This is a genomic window from Streptomyces sp. NPDC003032, assembly GCF_053591415.1.
This window is the reverse complement of sequence record NZ_JBSFTT010000008.1, coordinates 58,464-77,019: the sequence shown is the minus strand read 5'-3', so window position 1 is coordinate 77,019 and position 18,556 is coordinate 58,464. Positions and strand designations below refer to the sequence as shown.

The following is an 18,556-nucleotide window of genomic DNA, read 5'->3' as shown; positions in this document are numbered from 1 at the left end:
ACCCGAAGAGGCCCTGGTCGGCGCCGCGGCGGCGGTGTTCCATGGTGATCGTGAAGACCACCGTGCGCCGTGACGTCATGACCCTGCCCGTCGCTCCGACCGGTCCCGAGAATCCTCTGCCCCCGCTGCGTCCCCTCCACGAAGTGCATACCTTCGACGAGGGGGACGAGCGAGCCGAGCGGGCCAAGGACGGCCTGCCGCGCGACATGGCGCGCCAGCTCGGGTACGAGCCGCTGCGCGGCGTCCTGCCCGTACGGCTCCTCGACGGGTACGGGCGCGAACGGGCCGACACGGAACTCGACACGCTCGTCATCGAGAACGACCGGCTGCGCGCCACCGTCCTGCCCGGATACGGCGGCCGTATCCACTCCCTCTTCCACAAGCCGACCGGGCGCGAACTCCTCTACCGCAACCCGGTGTTGCAGCCCGCGGGCTTCGCGCTCAACGGCGCGTGGTTCTCCGGCGGCATCGAGTGGAACACCGGCGCCACCGGCCACACCGCCCTGTCCTGCGCGCCCGTGCACGCCGCCCGCCTGACCGCGCCCGACGGCGGCGAGATGCTGCGCCTGTGGGAGTGGGAGCGGCTGCGCGACCTGCCCTTCCAGGTGGACCTGTGGCTGCCCGACGGCTCCGACTTCCTCCACGTCGGCGTGCGCGTCCGCAACCCCCACGAGCGGCCCGCGCCCGTCTACTGGTGGTCGAACATCGCGGTGCCCGAGGAGCGCAGGGTGCTCGCCCCGGCCGACGAGGCCTGGCGGTTCGCGTACCCGGGCGGGCTGCGGCGGGTGCCGGTGCCGGAGTGCGACGGCGCCGACCGGACGTACCCACTGCGCAGCGAGCACCCCGCCGACTACTTCTACGACGTACCGGACGGCGCCCGCCGGTGGATCGCCGCGCTCGACGCGTCCGGCAGCGGGCTCGTCCAGACCTCCACCGACCTGCCGCGCGGCCGCAAGCTCTTCGTCTGGGGCACCGGCAGCGGCGGCCGGCGCTGGCAGCGGTGGCTCACCGAGCCCGGCACCGGCGGCTACGCGGAGATCCAGGCGGGCCTCGCGCGCACGCAGTTGGAGCACGTGCGCCTGGACGCCGAGTCCGAGTTCAGCTGGCTGGAGTCGTACGGGCCGCTGTCCGCGCGGGCCGACCTGGTGCACGGCGACTGGGCGGGCGCGCGTGGCGAGGCAGAGGCGCGGCTCGCCGACGCCCTGCCGCGGGAGGCCGTCGACGCCGCGTACGCGGCGTGGCTGACCCGAGCCGACACCGAGCCCCGGGACGTGCTCGCGGTGGGCTCCGGCTGGGGCGCGCTGGAAGTCCTGCGCGCCGGGTACAAACTGCCGGGCACGCCCTTCGGCGAGTCGACGCTCGGCCCCGAACAGGCGCCGTGGCTGGAGCTGCTGCACACCGGCGCCGTTCCCGAGCCGCGCAAGGTCGCCCCGCCCGGTCCGACGCTCGTGGCACCGCACTGGCGCGACATGCTGGAGACCGCGCCCGCGCGCCCGCTCGCCGAGTACCACCTGGGGGTCGCCCAGTGGCACGCGGGCGACCGGGCACAGGCCGTCCGCAGCTGGGAGCGCGGCCTCGAACTGGCGCCGTCCCGCTGGCCGTTGCTGCGCTGCCTCGCCGTGGCGGACAGCGCCGAAGGACATCTGGAGCGGGCCGCCGACCGGTACGCGGAAGCCTTCGACGACCTGTGCCAGGAGCGGCGCGACGACGGCGTCACCTGGACGGCGGCGACGGCCGCGCTCGGCCGCGAGGCGATATCGGCGCTGCTCGCCGCGGACCGCCCGCGAGCGGCCCGCGCGGTCTGGAACCGCCTCCACGAAGCCACCCGCGCCGAGGGCCGCTTCCGCCTCGTCGAAGCCCGGCTCCTCCACGCCGAGGGTGACATGGCGGCGGTGCGCGCCGTCTTCGACGAGGGCTTCGAGGCGGCGGACCTGCGGGAGGGCGCCGAGACCCTCGGCGACCTGTGGACGGCGGCGACGGGCGGTGAGGAGGTCCCGGCGCGGTACGACTTCCGGATGCGGCCGCCGGGGAGTGGGACGGCGGGGGAGTGAGACACCGCGGCGCTCGTCGGGGCGCGGCCGCGCCTGCGGTGCCGTCAGGTCGCGGCGGTGCGGCGGTCCACGTACTCGAAGACGGCGCCGTCCGGGTGCATCGCGATGAGGTTGCGGCCGGCGGGGGTCGGGACCGGGCCCGCGATGACGCGGGCGCCGGAGGCGGTCAGAACGGCGTACGCCTCGTCCACGTCCTGCACCGCGATGGTCGCCGCGACCTTGCGCAGCACCTCAAGATCCTGCTCCGGGCCGCTCATCAGCAGGAAGCAGCCGACCGCGGCCACGGACACGCCGCCGCGCTCGAAGCGCATCGCCTTGCCGCCCGCGAGCCGCTCGTAGAACGCGACGGAGGACTCCAAGTCCTCGACGCAGACGCGCAGCGTGGTTCCCAGGATCTCCATGATCGGACGCCCTCACCTCTGTGACCGGCCAACGGCTCCGCAACGATTTCATGATTGGCCGCTCCCTCGCCACCGCCTCCGGCGTGGGGACCTGTCGCATCCCGTTACCCGTCGGGGCCCGCGGGTACCCGTCGCCCATGACTGGGCCCGAGAAGAATCCACTGACCGGCCTCGACAAGCAGCCGTTCGACAAGGCTCTGACCGACGAGCTGGTCCGCACGATCCGTACCGAACTCCGCGAAGAACTGCGGGAGCAGACCAAGAAGCAGCGGCGCAAGGCCGCGCTCTACGCGGGCTCCGGCGCCACCGCGCTCTATGCGGGCGCCGCGGTCGCCCTGGCTGTCGGCCTCGCCCTCGCGCTCGTCCTGCCCGACTGGGCGGCCGCGCTGATCGTGGGCGCGCTGCTCGGCCTCGCCGCGGTGCTGCTGCGCAAGGCGGCACGGCCGGGCTCGGGGCGGCCCGACGCCCACCCCGGTGGCTACGCGGACCCCGCGGACCCCATGGGCAACGCCCCCGCCGCCCCCGTGGTCGCGCCGGGTGGCCTCGCCGCGCCCGCGCCGCCGCCGATGCCGCCCACCGCGCCCGCGACCGACGCCGCCCCCGGCCGGCTCCGCGTCCCGGGCCAGGAGCTGCCGCGGCGCGACGAGCACTGAGGGCGTCGCTCCGGGGGGTGTTCAGCGGTCCGCCCGCACAGCACCTCACAGCTCGCACCTCACACCACCCGGAACCGTTCCACCTCGTCCGTGCGCAGCTGCAGGCCGTGCCCGACCCCGCCGTCGGGGCGGACGACGCCGCCGGTCGGGTCGAGCGCCCCGTCGAAGAACATCGACTCGATCCGCACATGGTCGTGGAACCACTCGATGTGCCGCAGGTTGGGCACGCACGCCGCGACCGCGGCGTGCGCGTGGGGCGCGCAGTGCGCAGAGACCTCCAGGCCGTGGGCCTGCGCGAGTGCCGCCGCGCGCAGCCACTCGGTGAGGCCGCCGCAGCGTGTCGCGTCCACTTGGAGACAGTCCACCGAGGGGATCATGCGTGCGAAGTAGGGCAGGTCGTAGCCGTACTCGCCCGCCGTCACGTCACACACCATCGCGTCCCTGACCAGCGCGAGGCCCCGCAGGTCGTCCGAGGACACCGGCTCCTCGAACCAGCCCACGCCGTGCTCGGCGAGCACCCTGCCGACCCGTACCGCCTGCTTGCGGGTGTAGCCGCCGTTCGCGTCGACGTACAACTCCGCCTGAGGGCCGATGACCTCACGCGCGGTACGGACCCGCGACACGTCACGGGCCGCCGCCCGGCCCCACCCCTCGCCGATCTTGATCTTCACGCGCGGGATGTTCTGGCCGTGCACCCAGCCGTTCAGCTGCGCCGCCAGATGCGTGTCGTGGTACGTCGTGAAGCCGCCGCTGCCGTAGACGGGAACCTCGTCGCGGGCCGCTCCGAGGAGACGTACGAGAGGCAGTTCCAGGAGACGGGCCTTCAGGTCCCACAGGGCGATGTCGACCGCCGAGATCCCGCAGGCGGCGGCGCCGGGGCGGCCGGTGTTGCGGACCGCCTTCGCCATCGCGTCGTGCGCGGCGGGGATGTCGAGGGCGTCCCGCCCGAGGACGGCCGGAGTGAGCTGCTCGTCGACGAGGGCGGCGACGGAGGCGGGCGCGTAGGTCCAGCCGGTGCCGGTCGCGTCGCCCGCGGTGATCTCGGTGACGACGACCGTCGTGGTGTCCCAGGCGAAGGTGCCGTCCGCCTCGGGTGCGTCCGCGGGCACGGTGTACGCGGAGACGGCCGGCCGTTCGATGGAGACTGCGTCCTTCATCTGGGACTTCCTAGGTTCATCGTGCGCGGGGCGGCGGGAGGCGGTGCGGTGGAGACCGGGGGAGCGAGCGCAGGGCACGTCGGCCGGGGGCATGGTGGGGCGCGCCTCCGGTGCGGCGGGCGGAGCTGGTCGGATACGGCTTCGAGTAACCCCGAGAAGCGGTGACAAACGGTGCCCGAGGCGTCACGGACCTCGGATCTTCTACGCTTCTCGGCCTTGTCGTCGGAACGCCCTCGTCCCTGCCCGCCCGGTGATCTCGGCCTTGCTCCAGGGCGCCCGCCAGGCTCGCTTCCGGGTGGCCGCCGGGCTCGCCCCCGCGCCCGGCATCCGGAGTTTGGTGCCCGTCGGCCTGGGGCACGCGGGAGGTTCCGACCCCGCCGGAGGCGCATCGTGAGCCGATCCCGCACCGTCACCGTCATCGTCGGAGCCGGTTCTGCCGGGCGACGGCGTGCGCGTCGCCGCAGACTGGCTCCTGGACGCCGTTCTGCCGCGTAGGCCGCTTGCCCAAGGACATCCCCACCAAGACCCTCTCCGCCCAAAGCCCCGGCCCCCCAAGGAGCAGCCCCCCATGCCCCAGACCACCACCCCCAGCGACCGCGACCTCGCCGCCCTCGCCCAGCAGCTCCGCGTCGACTCCGTTCGCGCCTCGGCCGCCGCCGGCTCCGGGCATCCCACCTCGTCGATGTCCGCCGCCGACCTGATGGCCGTACTCCTCGGCCGCCATCTGCACTACGACTTCGACCGGCCCGACCATCCCGGCAACGACCGTTTCATCCTCTCCAAGGGCCACGCCTCACCGCTGCTCTACGCGGCGTACAAAGCGGCGGGGGCGCTCACCGACGAAGAGCTTCTCACCTTCCGTAAAGAAGGCAGCCGCCTCCAGGGGCACCCGACGCCCCGCGCCCTGCCGTGGGTGGAGGTCGCCACCGGCTCGCTCGGGCAGGGACTGCCCGTCGGCGTCGGCATGGCCCTCTCCGGCAAGCGGCTCGAACGCATCCCCTACCGCGTCTGGGTGCTCTGCGGCGACAGCGAACTGGCCGAGGGCTCGGTCTGGGAGGCGGCCGAGCACGCCGGGTACGAGCACCTCGACAACCTCACCGCCATCGTCGACGTCAACCGCCTCGGCCAGCGCGGCCCGACCCGCCACGGGTGGAACCTGAAGGCCTACGCGGACCGCTTCAAGGCCTTCGACTGGCACGTCGTCGAGACCGACGGGCACGACGTCGAGGCCATCGACCGCGCCTGCCAGGAGGCGGGCTCCACCGCCGGGCAGCCGACCGTCATCCTCGCCCGCACCCTCAAGGGCAAGGGCGTCGCCTCCATCGAGGACCGCGAGGGCCTGCACGGCAAGCCGCTGCCGGAGGCGGAGGAGGCGGTCGAGGAGCTGGGCGGCGTACGCGACGTACGCGTGGAGGTCCGCAAGCCCGCCGCGGCGCGGACCCTGCACGCGGTACGCACCGGGCACCTGGAACTGCCCCGCCACGAGGTGGGCGAGGCCATCGCCACCCGCGACGCCTACGGCGAGGCGCTGGCCGCGCTCGGCACCGCCCGCGGCGACGTCGTGGCCATCGACGGGGAGGTCGGTGACTCGACACGGACGGAGCACTTCGCCAAGGAACACCCCGAGCGCTACTTCGAGTGCTACATCGCCGAGCAGGAACTCGTCGCCACCGCCGTCGGCATGGCCGCCCGCGGCTGGGTGCCGTACGCGACGACGTTCGCGGCGTTCCTCACGCGCGCCTACGACTTCGTACGGATGGCGGCGATCAGCGGCGCGGGCATCAACCTCGTCGGCTCGCACGCGGGCGTCGCGATCGGGGCGGACGGCCCCTCCCAGATGGGCCTCGAAGACCTGGCGCTCCTCCGCGCGGTGCACGGCTCCACGGTCCTGTACCCGTGCGACGCCCACCAGACCGGGCGGCTCATCGCACAGATGGCCGAACTCGACGGCGTCCGCTACCTGCGTACGTCACGCGGGGACACGCCCGTCATCTACGGACCCGGCGAGGAGTTCCCCATCGGAGGGTCCAAGGTCCTGCGCTCCTCCGACGCGGACCGGATGACCCTCGTCGCCGCCGGAGTGACCGTCCATGAGGCGCTCTCCGCGGCCGAGTTGCTCGAAGGCGAGGGCATCCCGGTGCGCGTCGTCGACCTGTACTCCGTCAAGCCCGTCGACCGCCGCACCCTGCGCGAGGCGGCGGCGCGGACCGGCTGCCTGGTCACCGTCGAGGACCACCGCGAGGAGGGCGGCCTCGGTGACGCGGTCCTCGACGCGTTCACCGACGGCGGCCCGGTGCCGCGCCTGGTCCGGCTCGCGGTGCGCACGATGCCGGGCTCGGCCTCCCCCGAGCAGCAGCTGCGCGCGGCGGGCATCGACGCCCAGTCCATCGCGGCGGCGGCGCGACTGCTGGTGGAGGAGGCGGTGGTCCGGTGAGGCAGTCACCCTCCCGACCAGGGTGAACGCCACCACATCGGGGGGTTGAGGCGACTGGCGGGACCGCCCGGGGGTACTCGTCAGGTCCGTCCCGACCTGACGGGACGAACGGAAGGACACGCCTATGACCGACGTACGGACAGTGCGGGCGGGCCGCCGCACCGTGGAACTGCACCGGCCGGAGAAGATCCTCTTCCCGGCCGGCGGCGATGAGGGCAGAGGCAAGAGCAAGGGCTACACGAAGGCGGACCTCTTCGACTACTACCGGTCCGTCGCCTCCTTCATGCTGCCCCACCTGCGCGGCCGCCCCCTGATGCTGGAGCGCCACCCCGACGGCGTCGACGGCCCCCGCTTCATGCAGAAGGACACCCCCGACCACTACCCGGACTGGATCACCCGCGCCGAGGTCGCCAAGCAGGGCGGCACCGTCACCCACACCGTGTGCGACGACACCGCGACCCTGCTCTTCCTCGCCGACCAGGCCTGCCTCACCCTGCACCGCTGGCTCTCCCGCACCAGCAGGATCGACCGCCCCGACCGGCTGGTCTTCGACCTCGACCCCGCGAAGGACGACTTCGGCACCGTGCGCGACGCGGCCCGGCTCCTCGGTGAACTCCTCGACCACATGGGCCTGCCGTCCGCCCTGATGACGACCGGCTCACGCGGGCTGCACGTCGTCGTGCCCCTCAACGGCCACCACGACTTCGACGACGCACGCGACTTCGCCAGGGACGTCGCCGACACCCTCGCCGCCGCCCACCCCGAGCGGTTCACCACGGCCGCCCGCAAAGAGGCGCGCGGGGACCGGCTCTACCTCGACGTGCAGCGCAACGCGTACGCGCAGACAGCGGTGGCCCCGTTCTCGGTGCGGGCCAAGCCCGGCGCCCCGGTGGCCGTCCCCCTCGCCTGGGAGCAGCTCGACGACCCTGCGGTGCACGCCCGCCGCTGGACCATCGAGGACGCCGTGGAGCAGGCCCGCACCGACCCGTGGGCCGGCGTCCTGCGCGCCGGACGCGCCCTCGGACCGGCCCGCCGCAAGCTCCGCGCCCTGCGCGGCTGAACACCTCCCGCGCCGCCGGGGGATACACACCGGCGAGGTTTGGCCAAGGGCCACCGGGACACCCGGGCCGGGAGGTGGACATGGCCAATACATCACGTAAGACAACAGACTCGACGACAGACACCAAGAAGACGGACGCCGCGCGGAACGAAGAACTGCCGGGCCCCATGGCAGTGCTGCGCGCCGCCCAGGACCAGCTCGCCGAGCTCACCGGTATGACGGCCGAGTCGGTGTCGTCCTTCGAACGCACCGACGACGGCTGGCAGTTGGAGATCGAGGTGCTCGAACTGGCCCGTGTCCCCGACACGATGAGCCTGCTCGCGAGCTACGAGGTGCGGCTCGACCCCCAGGGCGAGCTCACCGGCTACCGGCGGGTCCGCCGCTACGAGCGCGGCCGTTCGGACCCCCACAGCAAGTAAGGGAAGCACGAAAGCCGAGAAAGACACAGCAGACAAGGCAAGGAGGCACAGTCGGTATGACCGTGGTCCCGGCACAACAGTCCGGCGGCGGAGGCGGCTCCAGTGGCCTGTACGACGTCGTGGAACTCATCCTCGACCGAGGACTCGTCATCGACGCCTTCGTACGCGTCTCACTGGTCGGCATCGAGATCCTGAAGGTCGACGTCCGTGTCGTCGTCGCGAGCGTCGACACCTATCTGCGGTTCGCCGAGGCGTGCAACCGCCTCGACCTGGAATCCGGGCCGAAGAAGAACCCCGGCCTGCCCGACCTCGTCGGCGAGATCACCGAGTCCGGCGCCAAGGGCAAGTCCAAGGGCGCGCTCTCCGGAGCCGCCGAGACGATATCGGACGCCTTCAAGCAGTCCCGTGAGGACGGCGAGCGTCAGACCGAGGAACGCCCGCGGGCCCGGCGCTCCACGACCTCCCGCCGGAAGGAGGAGAAGGAGTGAGCACCTACGTCTACGGCATCGCGAGCAGCTCCCACCCGGCCCTGCCGGACGGCATGGAGGGCATCGGGAAGCCGCCGTGCACCGTGCGCGTCCTGAAGCAGGGTGACCTCGCCGCCATCGTCAGCGATGCTCCCGAGGGCCTGAAGCCCAAGCGGCGTGACCTGCTCGCGCACCAGAACGTGCTGTCGGAGGCAGGCGCCGCCGGTTCCGTGCTCCCGATGCGCTTCGGCAGCCTCGCGCCGGACGACGAGACCGTCGTATCCGTGCTGGGGGAGCGGGCCGATCACTACACGGAGCGGCTGCGCACCCTCGACGGCAAGGTCGAGTACAACGTGAAGGCCTCGCACAACGAGCAGGCCGTGCTGCACCAGGTGCTCGCGGAGAACCCGGAACTGCGCGCCATGGTGGAGGCCAACCAGCGCCAGGGCGGCGGCAGCCACGAGCAGAAGCTGAAGCTCGGTGAGGCGGTCACCGCCGCGGTGCGGGCCCGGGAGGCGAGCGACGGCGTCGAGGTGCGGCGCGCGCTGGAGCCGACGGCCGAGGCGGTCGCCGAGGGGCCCGAGGGCACCGGCTGGCTCGCCAACATCTCGTTCCTGGTGAGCCGCAAGTCGGCCGAGGGCTTCGTCGCCGCGGTGGAGGAACTCCGGGCCACGCAGCCTCACTTGGAGCTCAAGGTGCACGGTCCGCTGCCGCCGTACAGCTTCGTCGACCCGGGACCCGCCAAGTCCGCGGAGTGAGGGCATGGGACTGATCGGCGAACTGCTGTTGCTGCCCCTCGCCCCGGCCCGTGGCTCCCTCTGGGTGCTGAGACAAGTGGTCGACGAGGCGGAGCGGCAGTACTACGACCCCTCGGCCATCCGTCGCGAACTCGCCCGCCTCGAGGAGCTCCTGGAGGCGGGCGAGATCGACGAGGACGAGTTCGAGCGGGCCGAGGACGAACTCCTCGACCGGCTGCAACACAGCACAGGACAGGACTTCAGACAATGAACCGACTCGCAGTGGGCCTCGCCGTGGGCGCGGGGTACGTGCTCGGACGCACGAAGAAGGCGAAGTTCGCGTTCGCCGTGGGCACGATGGTGGCCGGGAAGCGGCTGCGTCTGAGCCCCAAGGCGCTGGGCGCGCTCGTGACCCAGCAGCTGGAGAACAACCCGCAGTTCAAGGAGATCGGCGATCAGCTGCGCGAGGACATGCGGGGCGTGGGCAAGGCCGCCACCGGCTCGCTCCTGAACCGGCAGCTCGAAGGCCTCGCCGACCGCCTGCACGACCGCACCCTGGACGTCCAGGACCGCATCTCCGGCGTGGTGCCGGACGGTGCCAAGAGGGCCGTCGGCCGGGATGAACAGGACGAGGACGAGGACGAGGACGCGGAGTCCGAGCCGGCCGGTCGGCGCGGGAAGGCGCCGGCGAAGCGGACACCCGGCTCGAAGCCGAGGTCCGCCGACAAGCCGGAGCCGAAGTCGGGCCCGGAGTCGAAGTCGGACGCGAAGTCGGCTACGAAGTCCGCCGCGAAGAAGGCCCCGGCGAAGAAGACCGCACAGAACACATCCCGCAAGTCCGCCCAGAACAAGACCGCCCAGAACAAGACCGCCAAGAAGTCCACCTCGGCCGCCCGCGGCACCGCCCGCAAGACGGCTTCGGCCGCCCGCACGGGCGGCGGGGCGAAGGGAGGCGACCATGGCTGAGTCACCCCTGAGCAACATCACGCGCGGCCCCGCGGCCGACCGCGTGAAGGAAGAAGCGCAGGCCTACCTGATGGCGCAGGTCGAGCGCATGCTCATCGGCGTGGGCCACCGCCTCGGCGACGCCACCGTCAAGCTGAACGACATCGCGGACGGCAAGAGCCCCGGCTTCGGCAAGCTGGCGGCGCAGGCGGGCAAGAAGCTCGCCGAGGGCAAGGGCCCGGTGCGCGGCGCGCTCGAACTGGGCGGCAGCCACCTCAAGGACTCGGTGAAGAACGCCGTCAAGGGCATCGGCGGCGGCAAGCGCAAGAAGGGCGGCGCGGGCCAGAAGCCCACGGTGATCCTGGAGTACGTCGACGTGGGCGTCCCGATCCGTGAGGCGTACGACCAGTGGACCCAGTACCAGGAGTTCTCCACCTTCGCCAAGGGCGTCAAGGGCGCCACCGTGGCGAACGACACGGACTCCGACTGGAAGCTCAAGGTCTTCTGGTCCAACCGCAGCTGGAAGGCGCACACCACCGAGCAGGTGCCCGACCAGCGGATCACCTGGACGTCGGAGGGCGCCAAGGGCACGACCAAGGGCGTCGTCACCTTCCACGCGCTCGCGGAGAACCTCACGCGGGTGCTGCTCGTCGTCGAGTACTACCCGAAGGGTCTCTTCGAGAAGACCGGCAACATCTGGCGCGCCCAGGGCCGCAGGGCCCGCCTCGACCTCAAGCACTTCGCCCGGCACATCTCGCTGCGCGGCGAGGCGAGCGACGGATGGCGCGGTGAGATCCGCGACGGCGAGGTCGTCCGCAGCCACGAGGACGCGGTGGCCGAGGAGGAGGGCGAGGAGCCCGAGGAGCAGCGGCCCGAGGACGAGTACGACGAGGAAGAGGACGTCCGGGAGGACGAACCGGCGGAGGAGTACGAGGACGAGGACGAGCCCGCGGACGAGCAAGAGGAAGAACTCGACGACGAGCCCGAGGGCGAGTACGACGAAGAGGCCGAGGGCGAGTACGACGAAGAGGCCGACGTCGAGGCCGACGACCAGGCTGACGAGGACGTCGACGACGAGGCCGACGACCAGGCCGATGTCGACGCCGACGAGGAGAAGCAGCGCGAGTACGCCGGGTCGGCCGGCGGTGGACGGGGCCGTCGATGACGGCCACCCCCGGCGGCGGACTGCCCGGCCCCTACGGCAGCAGTGGCGGAGGCGCCAACCTCGCCGACATCCTCGAACGCGTCCTGGACAAGGGCATCGTCATCGCGGGCGACATCAAGATCAACCTGCTCGACATCGAGCTGCTCACCATCAAGCTCCGCCTGATCGTCGCCTCCGTCGACAAGGCCAAGGAAATGGGCATCGACTGGTGGGAGGACGACCCGGCGCTCTCCTCCGGGGCGCGCCGGGCGGAACTCTCCCGGGAGAACGCCGAGTTGAGGCGCCGCGTGGAGGAACTGGAGTCCCTGGAGACCCTGGAGCCCGCCGAAAAGGAGTCACGTGAGCCTCGCAAGTGAGCAACTGCGCTACGTCTACGCGGTGTGCCGCCCCCTGGACGCACCGCTCGCCGCCGACCTGACCGGGGTCGGCGGCGTCCCGCCCCGGCAGCTCGCCCACGAGGGCCTCGTCGCCCTCGTCGGCGCCGTGCCGGAGCGGGACTTCGCCGAGGAGCCCCTGCGCGCGCACCTGGAGGACCTGGACTGGCTCGCCGACACCGCCCGCGCCCACCAGCGGGTGATCGCCGCGCTCACCTCCGTCACCTGCCCGCTGCCGCTGCGGCTCGCGACCGTCTTCCGGGACGACAGCGGCGTACGCGCCATGCTGGAGGACGGGGCGGAGCGCTTCCGGCGCGTCCTGGACCGGATCGACGGGTGCGTGGAGTGGGGCGTCAAGGTCCACATGGGCGGCGAGGAGACGCCGGGGGAGGGGGAGGCCGCCCCGCAGGAGCCGCCGGCGCAGGAGAAGCCCCGCTCGGGCCGCGACTATCTGCGCCAGCGGCGCAGGCAGCGCTCGGCCCAGGAGGAGAGCTGGGAGCGAGCCGAGACGTTCGCGCGGCGGCTGCACGAGTCGCTGTCCTCGCACGCCGACGACTCCCGGCTGCACGCCCCGCAGAATTCGTCCCTGTCCCGTACGCCGGGCCGCAACGTCCTCAACGCCGCCTACCTGGTGCGGCGTTCGCACTCCGAGGAGTTCGTCGAACTCGTGGACCGCACCAAGGACGAAGAGCGGGACACGGCCGACCTGCGGGTGGAACTGACGGGCCCGTGGGCCGCCTACTCCTTCACCGGCGACGAGACGGAACGCAACGGCGTAACGGGGACCGGAACCGGGACCGGGACCGATACCGGAAGGGGCCGCTCGCGATGACCGTCGTGGAACGCCGCGAAATCGCCCTGGTCGATCTGCTCGACCGCCTTCTCGCGGGCGGCGTCGTCATCACGGGCGACATCACCCTGCGGATCGCGGACGTCGATCTCGTACGCATCGACCTGAACGCCCTGATCAGCTCGGTGAACGAGCAAGTACCGTCGCCGTGGCCGGAGTTGGAGTGAGTGAACCGTGGAACGTGACCGTGTGGAACGTGACCGTCGCAACCGCATGGACCTCGACCCCGACACCGTGGAGCGGGACCTGGTGAAACTGGTCCTGACCATCGTCGAACTCCTGCGCCAGCTCATGGAGCGCCAGGCCGTGCGCCGCTTCGACACCGGCGATCTGACCGAGGAGCAGGAGGAGCGGATCGGGCTGACGCTCATGCTGCTGGAGGACCGGATGGCCGAGCTGAGGGGGCGGTACGGGCTGCGGCCCGAGGACCTGAATCTGGACCTCGGGCCGCTGGGCCCCCTGCTTCCCAGGGAGTAGTGCTCACCCGGCGCTCAGGGGCCGGTCACCACCGGTACCAGCGGGACCTCGTGCCCGTGGCCGACGTGCTGCGCATCAGGAATCCGAGCAGCCAGACGACGAGCACGGCAATGGCGATCCACCAGAGAACCTTCACGGCGAAGCCCGCTCCGAAGAGGAGAAGGGCCAGCAGAAGGACCAGCAGAATGGGAACCATAGTGTGTACCTCCTGCTGACCGAGTGACCCCAACGCGCCTGTTTACGCCGCCAGTTGGGGAAATGGGCGCGCTATTTCCGGCAGAGCAGCTCGCCGTGCAGCACCACGAACCACCCGTCCTTGTGGCCGCCCCACGCCCGCCACGCCGCCGCGATGGCCTCCAGCTGCTCCGCGTCCGCGTGCCCGCCCGTCACCGCCCGCTCGGCGTAGGAGGAGGCGACCGTGCGGTCCGCCCACATCCCGCTCCACCAGGCGCGCTCCTCCTCGGAGGCGTAGCACCAGGTGCCGGCGCTCGCGGTGACGTCCGTGAAACCGGCCTCCAGGGCCCAGGACCTGAGGCGGCGCCCCGCGTCGGGTTCGCCGCCGTTGGCGCGGGCCACCCGCAGATAGAGGTCCAGCCAGTCGTCCATGCCGGACACGTTCGGGTACCAGGTCATCGCCGAGTAGTCCGCGTCGCGGACCGCGATGACGCCGCCCGGCTTGCATACCCGCCGCATCTCGCCCAGCGCCCGCACCGGGTCGCCCACGTGCTGGAGCACCTGATGGGCGTGGACGACGCAGAAGGTGTCGTCGGGGTAGTCGAGGTCGTGGACGTCCGCGACGGCGAACTCGACATTGTCCAGGCCGCGTTCGGCGGCCGTGGCACGCGCCGTGCCGAGGATGTCCGGCGCGTGGTCGACGCCCGTGACATGGCCCTCCGGGACCAGCTCCGCCAGGTCCGCGGTGATGGTGCCGGGGCCGCAGCCGATGTCGAGGATTCTCATGTGCGGCTTCAGCGAATCGAGGAGGTACGCGGCCGAGTTGGCGGCGGTGCGCCAGGTGTGGGAACGCAGCACGGACTCATGGTGCCCGTGCGTGTAGACGGCGGTCTCCTTCGGCATGGCGGAACTCCTCCAAGTGCGCTGCGTACGTGCTGAGGTACGTTTGAACCGTACGCCGCCATGCCGAATAATGAGACCCGCGTATCAGTATATGGTCGCCCCCATGGTCACTCCCATGGTCAATCGGCGGTCAGTCGGCGGTCGGGAGCGGGCGGTACACGATGAGCGCCTCCGGCAGCTTGTCGATCACCAACGCCCCCTGCACTCCGATGACTTCACCGTCGTACGCGGCCACCGTGCCGGGTCCGACGTCGTCCACCCGCAGACTGCGCAGCCGCACCGCCGCGGGACCGGCCAGCGCGGCGGCGAGCAGCCGCGCGCCGGGCCTGCGGCCGCCGTGCACGACGCGCACGTCCAGCAGCCCGTCCGCCAGATCGAGCCGGCGCCCAGGCCCCAGCCCGAACCGGTGGTACGTGCCGTTTCCCACCACGAGCAGCCACAGCGCCCGCCTGCGGCCCCGGACCACGGCACTCATCGGCTCCGGCACCGACCCCGGCGCCCGCAGGGCGGCGACGGCGGCGAAGACGGCCGCGGGCCTCTCACCCAGACGATGGGCCCAGCGCTCCCGCCGCCGAACCAGCTCCGGGCGGACACCGACGCTGAAGGTATTGAGAAAGACCCCCTCGACCCGACGCCCGGCGGCGGCGTCGTCCGGTGAGCTGAATCGGCCCACGTCCACCGAGACCGCGGCGCCCTCCTCCACGGCGCGGCACATGTCGCGTGGCTCCTCGACGCCGATGTCGTACGCGAAGTGACCGAGGGTGGCGCCCGGCAGTACCGCGAGTGGCAGGCCGTGGCGCAGGGCGGTGTCGGCCGCGGCATTGACGGTGCCGTCGCCGCCGCACACCCCGAGTGCCCGCGCGCGGGCCGCCGCCTTCTCCAGTTCGGCGGACAGTTCGGTCCGTTCGCAGGTGATGACCTCCGCCAGAGGCAGGGCGGCGCGCAGGGCCTTCGTACGCTCGTCGGTGCGCGGCGCGGACTCGGCGACCAGGACCAGGCCCTCACCGCCCGGCAGCGCGGGGGCGTCGGCGCGCGGCCTGCCCGGCGCCGGCAGCTGTGCGCGGGTCGGCGCGAGGCCGCGTACCGCGAAGGCGGCGCCCGCGCCGAGGGCCGCGCCCGCGAGGACATCGCTCGGGAAGTGCACACCGGTGTAGACGCGGGACAGCGCCACCGCGCCCGCGACGGGCGCGACCCCGGCGCCCCAGCCCCGCGACTCCAGCGCCACCCCCGTGGCGAAGGCCGCGGCGGAAGCGGAGTGCCCCGAGGGGAACGACGTGGTGATGGGCTGCCGCTTCAGCTGCCGGATCAGCGGCACCGAGTCGAGCAGCGGCCGGGCACGCCGCACCGAGCGCTTGCCGAGCGTGTTGATGGTCGCGGAGGCCACCGCGAGCGAGGCGACCCCGCGCACGGCGGCGCGGCGGGCCCTCGGCGTGCCGGTCGCCGCGATCACCGCCGCCGTGCCGAACCAGAGCAGCCCGTGGTTGGCGCCGCGGCTCAGCCGGGGCAGGAGGCGGTCCGCGCCCGGCCAGTGCCGGGAGGCGACGGCGTCGAAGACCCGGCAGTCGAGGGCGAGCAGGCGGGCCCGCAGGCCGTCCTGACATGTGACGGAGACGTCTGTGGTCATACGCTCCGGGTACCCGGGGCGGTCGCGGCCACTACCACCGGGGAAACCGGTTTGCCGTGGCGGCGGCCGGACACGGAGAATCCCGCCCATGGGACATCTGGAAGCCGCGCACCTCGAGTACTACTTGCCGGACGGGCGGGCGCTGCTCGGTGATGTCTCCTTCCGGGTCGGCGAGGGCTCGGTGGTCGCCCTGGTCGGGGCGAACGGCGCGGGCAAGACCACGCTGCTCCGCCTGATCTCCGGCGAGCTCCAGCCGGACGGCGGCAGCGTCACGGTGAGCGGCGGCCTCGGCGTGATGCCGCAGTTCGTCGGCTCCGTACGCGACGAGAGCACCGTGCGCGACCTGCTCGTCTCCGTCTCCCACCCGCGGATCCGGGCGGCCGCGAAGGCCGTGGACGCCGCCGAGCACGCCATCATGACGGTCGACGACGAGGCCGCGCAGATGCAGTACGCGCAGGCGCTCTCCGACTGGGCGGAGGTCCAGGGCTACGAGGCCGAGACGCTGTGGGACATCTGCACCACCGCCGCGCTCGGCGTCCCCTACGACAAGGCACAGTTCCGCGAGGTCCGCACGCTCTCCGGCGGCGAACAGAAGCGGCTCGTCCTGGAGGCCCTGCTGCGCGGCTCCGACGAGGTGCTGCTCCTCGACGAGCCGGACAACTACCTCGACGTGCCCGGCAAGCGCTGGCTGGAGGAGCGGCTCAAGGAGACCCGTAAGACCGTCCTGTTCGTCTCCCACGACCGGGAGCTGCTCGCCCGCGCCGCCGAGAAGATCGTCAGCGTCGAGCAGAGCCCCGGGGGCGCCGACGCGTGGATGCACGGCGGCGGCTTCGGCACGTTCCACGAGGCCCGCAAGGAGCGCTTCGCCCGCTTCGAGGAGCTGCGCCGCCGCTGGGACGAGAAGCACGAGCAGCTGAAGAAGCTGGTACGCACACTGCGCCAAGCCGCCGAGGTCAGCCATGAAATGGCATCCCGGTACCACGCGGCGCAGACCAGGCTCCGCAAGTTCGAGGAGGCGGGCCCGCCGCCCGAGCCGCCGCGCGAGCAGGACATCACCATGCGCCTGCACGGCGGCCGCACGGGCGTACGGGCCGTCACCTGCGAGGCGCTCGAACTCACCGGTCTGATGAAACCCTTCGACCTGGAGGTCTTCTACGGCGAGCGGGTCGCCGTCCTCGGTTCGAACGGCTCGGGCAAGTCGCACTTCCTGCGTCTCCTCGCGGGCGAGCCCGTCGACCACAGCGGCCTCTGGAAGCTCGGCGCGCGCGTCGTGCCCGGCCACTTCGCGCAGACCCACGCCCACCCCGAGCTGACCGGCCGCTCCCTCCTGGACATCCTGTGGCGCGAGCACGCGCAGGACCGCGGCGCCGCCATGTCCCGGCTGCGGCGCTACGAGCTGACCGGCCAGGCCGAGCAGAACTTCGAGCGCCTCTCCGGCGGCCAGCAGGCCCGCTTCCAGATCCTGCTCCTGGAGCTGGAGGGCTGCACGGCCCTGCTCCTGGACGAGCCCACCGACAACCTCGACCTGGAATCGGCCGAAGCCCTGCAGGAAGGTCTCGAAGCCTTCCAGGGCACGGTCCTCGCCGTCACCCACGACCGCTGGTTCGCCCGCTCCTTCGACCGCTATCTGGTCTTCGGCAGCGACGGCCGGGTCCGGGAGACCCCCGAGCCGGTCTGGGACGAGCGCCGCGTGGAGCGCAAGCGGTAGCCGCGGCCTGCGCGGCGCGGCCTTCGCGCCGCGCGCCGGGAGCGGGCGCGGTGCATGCTGGGGTAGTACGCGCCGAGCGGGTACCCGGGGGGCACCGGAGCGACGCGACAAGGAGCGATCCATGAGCAACGGAGTCGACCCGGGCCAGCTGGACGACCAGCAGCTCATCAAGGAGCTGGAGGCGATCCACCGGACCCGGCACACCACCCTGCTGCACGGCTCGGACGACGCCCTGCGGACCCACGACGAGCGGATGGCGGAGCTGGAGGGCGAGTACCTGCGCCGCCACCCGCGCAGGTCGGTCGCCCCCGGGCGGACCCGTACGGGCGCACGGGAGCGGGGAAGCGGGGACTCATGACGGACAGCACCGCCCCGTCCGTGCTCGACCGGCACGGCCAGGCGCTCGACCTCTTCACCGACCGGGTGCACGCCGTCCGCGCCGACCAGTGGGGCGCGCCCACGCCATGCACCGACTGGACCGTGCGCGACCTGGTCAACCACCTCACGTCCGAGCAGCTGTGGGTGCCGCCGCTGGTCCGCGACGGCGCCACCGTCGAAGCGGTCGGCGACACCTTCGACGGCGACCTGCTCGGCCCCGATCCGGCCGCCTCCTGGGACACCGCGGCCACCGCCTCCCGCGCCGCGTTCCATGAGCCGGGCGCCCTGGACCGCACCGTCCACCTGACCTCCGGCGAGACCTCCGCCGCCTTCTACTGCGGCCAGATGACCACCGACCTGGTCGTCCACGCCTGGGACCTGTCCCGGGCGATCGGCGCCGACGAGACGCTGCCCGACGACCTCGTCGACTTCGCCGTACGGGAGATCTCGCCGTACGCGGCGGAGTTGGCGAAGAGCGGCCTGTTCGACCCACCGGTGGAGCCGCCGCCGGGCGCCGACGCGCAGACCAGGCTGCTGAGCCTGGTCGGCCGCCGGGTGTGAGAACGGCGGGCACGGCGC

At 72.5% G+C, this 18,556-nt stretch carries 22 protein-coding genes; 17 read left to right on the top strand and 5 right to left on the bottom strand.

Going from position 1 to position 18,556, the window contains the following annotated elements; genetic code table 11:
• Positions 1-41 precede the first annotated feature (41 nt).
• On the top strand, positions 42-2,051 hold the full coding sequence (locus ACWDZ7_RS13655; protein ID WP_451796860.1) for a DUF5107 domain-containing protein: 2,010 nt from the start codon (positions 42-44) through the stop codon (positions 2,049-2,051).
• 44 nt (positions 2,052-2,095) lie between these two features.
• Here ACWDZ7_RS13655 and ACWDZ7_RS13650 read toward each other — a convergent pair whose 3' ends face one another.
• Positions 2,096-2,452, bottom strand: a complete 357-nt coding sequence (locus tag ACWDZ7_RS13650; protein WP_451796859.1) for a VOC family protein — start codon at positions 2,450-2,452, stop codon at positions 2,096-2,098.
• A gap of 137 nt (positions 2,453-2,589) precedes the next feature.
• On the opposite strand from ACWDZ7_RS13650, the gene ACWDZ7_RS13645 reads away from it, so the two are divergent.
• A complete protein-coding gene (locus ACWDZ7_RS13645; RefSeq protein WP_451796858.1) occupies positions 2,590-3,105 on the top strand; it encodes a phage holin family protein in 516 nt (171 codons plus the stop codon).
• A gap of 59 nt (positions 3,106-3,164) precedes the next feature.
• On the opposite strand, the gene ACWDZ7_RS13640 is transcribed toward ACWDZ7_RS13645, so the two are convergent.
• Positions 3,165-4,262 carry an enolase C-terminal domain-like protein gene (locus ACWDZ7_RS13640; RefSeq protein WP_451796857.1) on the bottom strand — a complete coding sequence of 366 codons (1,098 nt, stop codon included), beginning with the start codon at positions 4,260-4,262 and terminating at the stop codon, positions 3,165-3,167.
• A gap of 568 nt (positions 4,263-4,830) precedes the next feature.
• On the opposite strand from ACWDZ7_RS13640, the gene ACWDZ7_RS13635 reads away from it, so the two are divergent.
• The 12 genes from ACWDZ7_RS13635 (at position 4,831) to ACWDZ7_RS13580 (ending at position 13,190) form a co-directional block, all read left to right on the top strand.
• Positions 4,831-6,696, top strand: coding sequence for a transketolase (locus ACWDZ7_RS13635; protein WP_451796856.1), 1,866 nt, complete (start codon positions 4,831-4,833; stop codon positions 6,694-6,696).
• A gap of 124 nt (positions 6,697-6,820) precedes the next feature.
• On the top strand, positions 6,821-7,756 hold the full coding sequence (gene ligD, locus ACWDZ7_RS13630) for a non-homologous end-joining DNA ligase (protein ID WP_451796855.1): 936 nt from the start codon (positions 6,821-6,823) through the stop codon (positions 7,754-7,756).
• Between the two features lie 80 nt (positions 7,757-7,836).
• Positions 7,837-8,175, top strand: a complete 339-nt coding sequence (locus tag ACWDZ7_RS13625) for a gas vesicle protein GvpO (protein ID WP_451796854.1) — start codon at positions 7,837-7,839, stop codon at positions 8,173-8,175.
• A gap of 56 nt (positions 8,176-8,231) precedes the next feature.
• Positions 8,232-8,663, top strand: a complete 432-nt coding sequence (locus tag ACWDZ7_RS13620) for a gas vesicle structural protein GvpA (protein ID WP_451796853.1) — start codon at positions 8,232-8,234, stop codon at positions 8,661-8,663.
• Positions 8,660-9,400 carry a GvpL/GvpF family gas vesicle protein gene (locus ACWDZ7_RS13615; RefSeq protein WP_451796852.1) on the top strand — a complete coding sequence of 247 codons (741 nt, stop codon included), beginning with the start codon at positions 8,660-8,662 and terminating at the stop codon, positions 9,398-9,400. The genes ACWDZ7_RS13620 and ACWDZ7_RS13615 overlap by 4 nt, the downstream gene beginning before the upstream one ends.
• A 4-nt stretch (positions 9,401-9,404) precedes the next feature.
• Positions 9,405-9,650 (top strand): gas vesicle protein GvpG, encoded by a 246-nt coding sequence (locus ACWDZ7_RS13610; protein WP_451796851.1) that lies wholly within the window; start codon positions 9,405-9,407, stop codon positions 9,648-9,650.
• Complete coding sequence (locus ACWDZ7_RS13605) at positions 9,647-10,345, top strand: DNA primase (RefSeq protein ID WP_451796850.1); 699 nt, start codon at positions 9,647-9,649, stop codon at positions 10,343-10,345. Before ACWDZ7_RS13610 ends, ACWDZ7_RS13605 begins: the two co-directional genes overlap by 4 nt.
• Entirely contained in the window at positions 10,338-11,489 is a 1,152-nt protein-coding gene (locus ACWDZ7_RS13600) for an SRPBCC family protein (RefSeq protein ID WP_451796849.1), read from the top strand. Before ACWDZ7_RS13605 ends, ACWDZ7_RS13600 begins: the two co-directional genes overlap by 8 nt.
• Positions 11,486-11,845 carry a gas vesicle protein gene (locus ACWDZ7_RS13595; protein ID WP_451796848.1) on the top strand — a complete coding sequence of 120 codons (360 nt, stop codon included), beginning with the start codon at positions 11,486-11,488 and terminating at the stop codon, positions 11,843-11,845. The genes ACWDZ7_RS13600 and ACWDZ7_RS13595 overlap by 4 nt, the downstream gene beginning before the upstream one ends.
• Positions 11,829-12,695 (top strand): GvpL/GvpF family gas vesicle protein, encoded by an 867-nt coding sequence (locus ACWDZ7_RS13590; protein WP_451796847.1) that lies wholly within the window; start codon positions 11,829-11,831, stop codon positions 12,693-12,695. The genes ACWDZ7_RS13595 and ACWDZ7_RS13590 overlap by 17 nt, the downstream gene beginning before the upstream one ends.
• Entirely contained in the window at positions 12,692-12,880 is a 189-nt protein-coding gene (locus tag ACWDZ7_RS13585; RefSeq protein ID WP_219688115.1) for a gas vesicle protein, read from the top strand. Before ACWDZ7_RS13590 ends, ACWDZ7_RS13585 begins: the two co-directional genes overlap by 4 nt.
• A 46-nt stretch (positions 12,881-12,926) precedes the next feature.
• The gene (locus tag ACWDZ7_RS13580; protein WP_451514281.1) at positions 12,927-13,190 is read left to right on the top strand and encodes a gas vesicle protein K; all 264 of its coding nucleotides are present in this window, start codon (positions 12,927-12,929) and stop codon (positions 13,188-13,190) included.
• Between the two features lie 25 nt (positions 13,191-13,215).
• Here the strand turns inward: ACWDZ7_RS13580 and ACWDZ7_RS13575 are convergent, their stop codons facing one another.
• The 3 genes from ACWDZ7_RS13575 to ACWDZ7_RS13565 all read right to left on the bottom strand — a co-directional run bounded on the left by ACWDZ7_RS13575 (position 13,216) and on the right by ACWDZ7_RS13565 (position 15,891).
• Positions 13,216-13,386, bottom strand: a complete 171-nt coding sequence (locus tag ACWDZ7_RS13575) for a hydrophobic protein (RefSeq protein WP_451514228.1) — start codon at positions 13,384-13,386, stop codon at positions 13,216-13,218.
• A 71-nt stretch (positions 13,387-13,457) separates the two neighbouring features.
• Positions 13,458-14,267 (bottom strand): class I SAM-dependent methyltransferase, encoded by an 810-nt coding sequence (locus tag ACWDZ7_RS13570; RefSeq protein WP_451796846.1) that lies wholly within the window; start codon positions 14,265-14,267, stop codon positions 13,458-13,460.
• A gap of 130 nt (positions 14,268-14,397) precedes the next feature.
• The gene (locus ACWDZ7_RS13565) at positions 14,398-15,891 is read right to left on the bottom strand and encodes a phosphatase PAP2 family protein (RefSeq protein WP_451796845.1); all 1,494 of its coding nucleotides are present in this window, start codon (positions 15,889-15,891) and stop codon (positions 14,398-14,400) included.
• Positions 15,892-15,979: 88 nt separating this feature from the next.
• On the opposite strand from ACWDZ7_RS13565, the gene ACWDZ7_RS13560 reads away from it, so the two are divergent.
• The 3 genes from ACWDZ7_RS13560 (at position 15,980) to ACWDZ7_RS13550 (ending at position 18,538) form a co-directional block, all read left to right on the top strand.
• Positions 15,980-17,599, top strand: coding sequence for an ABC-F family ATP-binding cassette domain-containing protein (locus ACWDZ7_RS13560; RefSeq protein ID WP_451796844.1), 1,620 nt, complete (start codon positions 15,980-15,982; stop codon positions 17,597-17,599).
• 121 nt (positions 17,600-17,720) lie between these two features.
• Positions 17,721-17,957 carry a DUF6158 family protein gene (locus ACWDZ7_RS13555; RefSeq protein WP_451796843.1) on the top strand — a complete coding sequence of 79 codons (237 nt, stop codon included), beginning with the start codon at positions 17,721-17,723 and terminating at the stop codon, positions 17,955-17,957.
• A complete protein-coding gene (locus ACWDZ7_RS13550) occupies positions 17,954-18,538 on the top strand; it encodes a TIGR03086 family metal-binding protein (protein ID WP_451796842.1) in 585 nt (194 codons plus the stop codon). The genes ACWDZ7_RS13555 and ACWDZ7_RS13550 overlap by 4 nt, the downstream gene beginning before the upstream one ends.
• Positions 18,539-18,556: the final 18 nt, after the last annotated feature.